This window comes from Wolbachia endosymbiont of Drosophila tristis, from assembly GCF_028981745.1.
Taxonomy (GTDB): domain Bacteria; phylum Pseudomonadota; class Alphaproteobacteria; order Rickettsiales; family Anaplasmataceae; genus Wolbachia; species Wolbachia pipientis.
The window spans coordinates 1-5,973 of sequence record NZ_JAPQLN010000022.1 but is presented as its reverse complement, the minus strand read 5'-3'; the positions used below and the strand labels follow the sequence as shown (position 1 = coordinate 5,973).

The following is a 5,973-nucleotide window of genomic DNA, read 5'->3' as shown; positions in this document are numbered from 1 at the left end:
GGGCTCAAGCGTAGTGTGGGAAAACCTGCATGCTGCGTTTCTAAGGGAGGGAGTAGTAGCAATACTACTTCCTTACCTAACCAGCTCGCTCGTGATAAAGGCTTTGAAAAACGCGCACAACTTTATGCTGCTAAGGCTTACTCAAGACAAGCTGATAAATCTGGTAAATACGTTGATTTAAAGAAGATTTTCTTTATCGCGATTTCAAATTGTACCTTATTCCCTGATAAGCTTGACTATATATCTAGCCATACCATAAGAGATGAAAAAACCAATGAGCATGACTTAAAAGATTTTCAATTTATCTTCATAGAGCTGCCAAAATTTCCTAAAACTAAAGAAGACCAATTGGAGAGTATAGTTGAAAAATGGATCTATTATTTTAAATATGCAGATGAAACTAGCGAAGAAGAATTGGAAAAGATAATAGGTAGTGATGTAATAATTAAAAAGGCATATGAAGAACTAAATAGATTCAACTGGTCAGAGAAAGAATTTATTGCCTACGAACAGGAAATAAAACGTATTCGTGATGAACGGGCTGTTCTTGAACAAAAACTTGATGATGCTAAAAAGGAAGGAAAAATTGAAGTTGCAAAAACAATGCTAGCTAATAATGTTGATGTCACCACTATTGTTAAGTTTACTGGCCTCTCCATGAGTGAGATCAAAGAATTGCAGAATTAAGTGGACCCGCAAACGGTTACACGAAATAATGCTGCAGCCTGACCAGGTGATAAGTACATTTAGCCTATTTATCTTTATACTTTCATGTCAATTTTATAAATCAAATTTATTTCTGTGAGTAGCTACAATTTAAAGACCTTGCTTCATCAATGTAATGGAACAAAACCTTTTTAGTAAGTTCAAAACCCTCTAAAGTCTCTCCTTCGCATCTTGCTGTAATGCAGTTTTGCGTATTTGATACCCTAAGAAGCCACCAACCTTTATTATCGGTTACCTTAACACCATCAAGATCTGAAAATACAATATTTTGCTGCTCCAGTGTTTTCTTTATTGACTCAATTATTTGAAACTTTTTCTCATCTTTCACTACAATCTTCACTTCATGAGTGATATATAACTTCGGTAAATCCTCAATCACCTGAGATAGGCTTTGGTTTTTCTTAAGCAAAATGTCAACTGCTTTAACAGCAGAATATAGCCCATCATCAAAACTTAGCTCAGAAAAGAAGAAGTGCCCGCTTAATTCACCAGCAAACTTTGCCTCTTCCTCTACCATCTTCTTCTTAACTAGTGAATGTCCAGTAGCACAGGTGATAACTTGCCCTCCTAACTTGCTAACAAAATCATGCACTTTCATACTCATTTTTACGTTAGCAATAACTTTGCTTTCTGGATATTCCTCCAACACTTCACGTGCAAAAATTATAAATAAATGGTCATTGGAAACAACGTTGCCTTTATTATCAATTAAGCGCACCCTATCGCTATCGCCATCTAGCGCAATGCCAAGATCACATCCATATTCCTTCACAATGTCAATTAATTGAGCAAGATTTTTTTCCTCTATGGGATCTGGATCATGCAGTGGAAATGCCCCATCTATAGAGTTATTGGTTACGATGTGCGTATGACCAGGCAAGATCTTTTCAATATACCTTATAATTCCACTTGCTGGACTATTTCCACAATCCCAGGCTATTTTTAATTTCTGTGTAGTATCGTTCTTCACTGCACTTTTCAATATGCTAATGTACTCACTATATATATTTATGTTAATTAAGCTTCCAATTCTTGTGCTGTTTTTAATTGGACTGCTTATAATTTCCTTCATTTCTTGATCTGAGAAGACTTTTTTATTACTAAAAAATTTAAAGCCATTATATTCGCTGGGGTTATGAGAGGCAGTTATTATGATACCAAGATCCGCCTGTGTGATTTGTGTTGCAGCGTAAAGCATAGGTGAAGAGCATAGCCCAACGCGTATAACATTTGCACCGGATAAAGTTAAGCCCCTAATTAATTCTCTTTCTATACCTGGTGAATCTATTCTGCTGTCGTAGCCGACACAAACACTAGCTACGGTTTGGCCAAACTTTCTACCTATCTCGTACCCATCATTAATCTGCAAATCTTTGCCTACTATACCTCTAATATCGTATTTTCTTATAATGGTATTGTCCATACTGTACTTCTTGAAGTGACTACTATATAACATTTTGGCCAAATGCTCAAGTTTATTTATCCAACAATTAGTTGATTTTTTAAAGAAATCTGTTAATATTATAGTATATTTTTTAAAATGTAAAATTATGCCACAGGAAAACGAAAATGTATTTATAGCTGAAAGTCAAAGTTTAGATGTAGATGAACAAAAGAAAAATGATACTTTAAATGTCATTGAATCTTGCAACGATCTTCAGGATTTTATCAAAAGACTGGAGGAAGAAAATTTAATCTGGTACTTTATTGGTCCTTTACGCAAAGATGAGGACATTACAGGACAGATAAATTTAAAGTGGGAAAAGGAGTTCCAAAAATTTGAGCAATCAATAGACGCAATGCATAAAGAACTTAAGTCGTCTCTGCCTGGTCAAAATTTCTTAGTGTATCCAACAAAGGATAATGACTTCAAAATTAGATTTGAAAATGAAGAAAAACCAATAGAAATTAGCAATATTTTAAGGACCAGCAGTGAAGGTAAGGTTTATAACATATCTTTAGGGAAAGATAGTCAAATAACTGCAACCAAAAAAGGCAGCGAAAGGCACTATGATTTTACTGGTTCAAGCTCATGTGAAATGACCATTAATTGGCAGGCTAAGGATTCTGAAGGTAACAGCATAGACTGTAGCATGACCGTAAAATTGGATTCTGGTGGTATACAGAGTGTTATTGGTGAGCCAAAATTTGGAGGAATAACGAGTTCAGAAGAAGTATTAAAGTTAGTTGGACAAAATAAAGAAGTTTTTATCAACGGAAAAACTCTGTATCAAGCTTTTACTGGCATATCCAAGAGTGTAGACGATCAGCAAGTACCAGCAGAGGAAATATTTACAAAAGATCTACATATATCACCACAGTCACCTACACCAAGCAGCAGTGGGTATTCCTCTCCTAGCACACCTTCTTCACGTAGAAGTTCTATATCCACCGGCAGTGAATTTAGTGATGAAGATGAAATATTTGAGGATGATATGTCTGGTGATGAAGAAGAGTATGAGCAAGAAGGATTAAAAGATGAAGTTGAGGAATTAGAGGAAGAAAAAGAAACATTTGCTAAATATTTTGCAGTGCAGGCAAAGCAGCTTGAGGATCTAAGATTAGAACGTGACTCCTTGAGAGATAAAGTCAATGAACAACAGCGAGCGATATTTGAAAGAGGTCAAAGAATAAAGGAACAAGAGGAAGAACTACAGGATAAAAATGATGTAATAAAGAACTTAAATGATCAGTTGAAAGATAAGGAAGGTGAAACAAATGAGGCAAATAAAGAATTACAGAGAAAATTGAAGCAAAGTGAAGCTAATTTAACTGTACTAAAGGAAAAGAATGCAAATTTGGAGAATGACCTGAAGAAAATAGTGGAAGGTTTAAAGGATGATCATAAAAAGCAGTTGGCAGAACAGTTAATGGAAACAAAAAAGGAAAACAATACATTGGCTGAAACGGCGAGCCAATTGTCTAAAGAATTAAATGAATGACAGAGAGAAAAGGAAGATTTAGAGAGGGAAATTCGACAACTTGAACCTGGAAGATCACTTGCAGATGAGCTAAGCGAAGAAAATACGAAGAGGGAAATAGAAAAACTTCAATATCAACTTAAGGAAAAGGAAGGGATGTTAACGTGTACACAGGAAGAGCTGGCATCTGTCAAAGAGAGTCTAGAGCAACTGCAGAACATATTACAGCAGGAAAAAGGTCAGGCAACTCAAACTGAAGTTGAATATGAAAGTAGAGGAACAAGCATGCAGCAGCAAGACCAAGGTATACAAGCTGTAAACAACAACTCAAGCAGAACAGCTAGTGGGTTAAGACAAGAAAACAAAAAATTGACTAGAGACAAACTAACTATATCTGAACAATTAAAACAAAAAATAAGAGAGATTGACGAGTTAAAGAAAAATTTAAAGCAACTGCAAGAAGAAAATAAACAACTAAAACAAGAAGTTACCAAAAATGCAGGAGTTGATGCATCATCTTCAACAGGTCAAAAAGAAGCTAAAGAAGCAAAAGTTATACCGCAAAACATTATGGATTGGCCTGTTCCAATTCCAGATGATAAACCGGAAGAGCAGAAAACTCCATTAGAGCCAATCAAGGTAAATACAGAATTATCAGATCCAAAATCAATCCCTGCTGAGGGTCCGGAAAAATCTCCTCCTCTTTCAAAATGATGAGTTTTGCTTCTATAGCTGACCCAAGCAACACGTCATCCCGCGATTTATTCGCGTTATCTCAGCCGCTAACACGTAGCGGGATACTTAACCGTCATACCGTGATTTATTCACAGTATCTCTTAGCCACTAACAAGCAGCGGGATGACAGCAATCCTACGTCATGCCGCCGCGGTACCTCTAGATCCCGCTAACTAGTAGCAGAATGACGAATTTTTGTTTTTCAAATTATAGCTAAACATACTGTAATTGCTATTGAATGATGGAGAGACATACTCCATTATTTTAGCACGAAGTAACAAATTCAATGAATTGGTTCTTCAAAAATAATTTAAACTTTTACAGTAGGTCATGAAATATTATAGCGATCTCATTAAAAGAAACTTTTATAAGTATCGTTGATGAGAAAGGAAAAGTTGTTAAGGAAGAAGTTGTTGCAAGCGAAAGTAAGGCAATAGCAGATTAGCCAAGGCAAAAAATACGAACCCATAGGAATAGAAAGTGGATAGTTGTCAATATCAATGTGCAAAGAGTTAAGGCGTTTTGGATTACCAGTAATTTGTGTAGATGCAAGGCATATGGCAGCAGCGTTGTCTGCAAGAATCAATAAGAATGATAAAAACGATGCGAGGGGTATAGCGCAGATGATGAGAAGTGTTAGTAAAATCAGTTGTCAAATTAAAATAGCGCTTGGAAGCAGAAGACAGCTAATGTGTAGCAAACAGCAGGTTATTGGAACAATAAGAGGGTTGTTGAAGATACATGGTCGGTAAAGGATCAAAATTTGAAACTTTCGCTTTAAGAATACAAGAGGCAATAAATAATTTGGATGAAATCAGTAGGAGTTCAATTGAAGCGTTAGTTTGTAGTTTGGAAGCAATAGAAAAGTCATTAAGAAAGCTTGACAAAATGCTTTCAGAACAAGGTGAAAAAGACGATGATTGTAAATTGTTAACTACTGTTCCAGGAGTGGGGATTATAGTAGCAATGACGTATAAAGCTGCAATTGATAACCCACATAGGTTTGAGAAATCTGATACAGTTGGAGCATATATAGGGTTGACACCAAGGCAATATTCTTCTGGAAAAGTTGATCGGCATGGCAGCATATCAAAGATGGGACCAGCGGAATGTAGAAGTATGTTATATGCAGCTGCACAAACAATGCTTACAGTTACCAAGAGGACATTTAAATTAAAAAACTGGAGTTGCGAAGAAAAAAGGAATGAAAAAAGCAATTGTAGCAGTAGCAAGAAAATTAGCTGTAATTATGCATAGGATGTTGGTTGATAAAACAGAATTTTATTATCAATAAACATCAAAAGAGCATAGGACAATAATTTTATTGAAAATAAAGATAGCAATGCCGATGGAAGGGACAAGCAAGAACTTAGTTAGACTTCGTGGTAAACATGTTACCGTCCACTTCCGCCTAACAAGTATAATGCGGCTTGACAAGTTTATTGTCATCTCAGACCGCGGAGAGAACCATATGCTACTTTTCACTTATGTAAAATTACCAAGGATTATGGAGAAGATATGCTGTTTTGATTTGTGTGAAAATTATTGTTGACTTATGTGCAATTAGAGAACCTAAGTCACTTTAGCTATA

At 35.8% G+C, this 5,973-nt stretch carries 4 protein-coding genes and 1 pseudogene; 4 read left to right on the top strand and 1 reads right to left on the bottom strand.

What is annotated here, in order from left to right; genetic code table 11:
• Positions 1 to 687, top strand: a 687-nt coding sequence (locus OZD64_RS00285; protein ID WP_274999100.1) for an Rpn family recombination-promoting nuclease/putative transposase, incomplete at its 5' end; no start/stop codon positions are given.
• Positions 688 to 793: 106 nt separating this feature from the next.
• Here the strand turns inward: OZD64_RS00285 and OZD64_RS00280 are convergent.
• Positions 794 to 2,182, bottom strand: a complete 1,389-nt coding sequence (locus OZD64_RS00280; RefSeq protein WP_010962769.1) for a phosphomannomutase/phosphoglucomutase — start codon at positions 2,180 to 2,182, stop codon at positions 794 to 796.
• 1 nt (position 2,183) lies between these two features.
• On the opposite strand from OZD64_RS00280, the pseudogene OZD64_RS06705 reads away from it, so the two are divergent.
• The 3 genes and pseudogenes from OZD64_RS06705 to OZD64_RS00260 all read left to right on the top strand — a co-directional run bounded on the left by OZD64_RS06705 (position 2,184) and on the right by OZD64_RS00260 (position 5,639).
• Positions 2,184 to 4,361 (top strand): annotated as a pseudogene (locus OZD64_RS06705) (hypothetical protein).
• Between the two features lie 509 nt (positions 4,362 to 4,870).
• The gene (locus OZD64_RS00265) at positions 4,871 to 5,134 is read left to right on the top strand and encodes a hypothetical protein (protein ID WP_274999098.1); all 264 of its coding nucleotides are present in this window, start codon (positions 4,871 to 4,873) and stop codon (positions 5,132 to 5,134) included.
• On the top strand, positions 5,124 to 5,639 hold the full coding sequence (locus tag OZD64_RS00260) for a transposase (protein WP_274999097.1): 516 nt from the start codon (positions 5,124 to 5,126) through the stop codon (positions 5,637 to 5,639). The genes OZD64_RS00265 and OZD64_RS00260 overlap by 11 nt, the downstream gene beginning before the upstream one ends.
• Positions 5,640 to 5,973 lie beyond the last annotated feature (334 nt).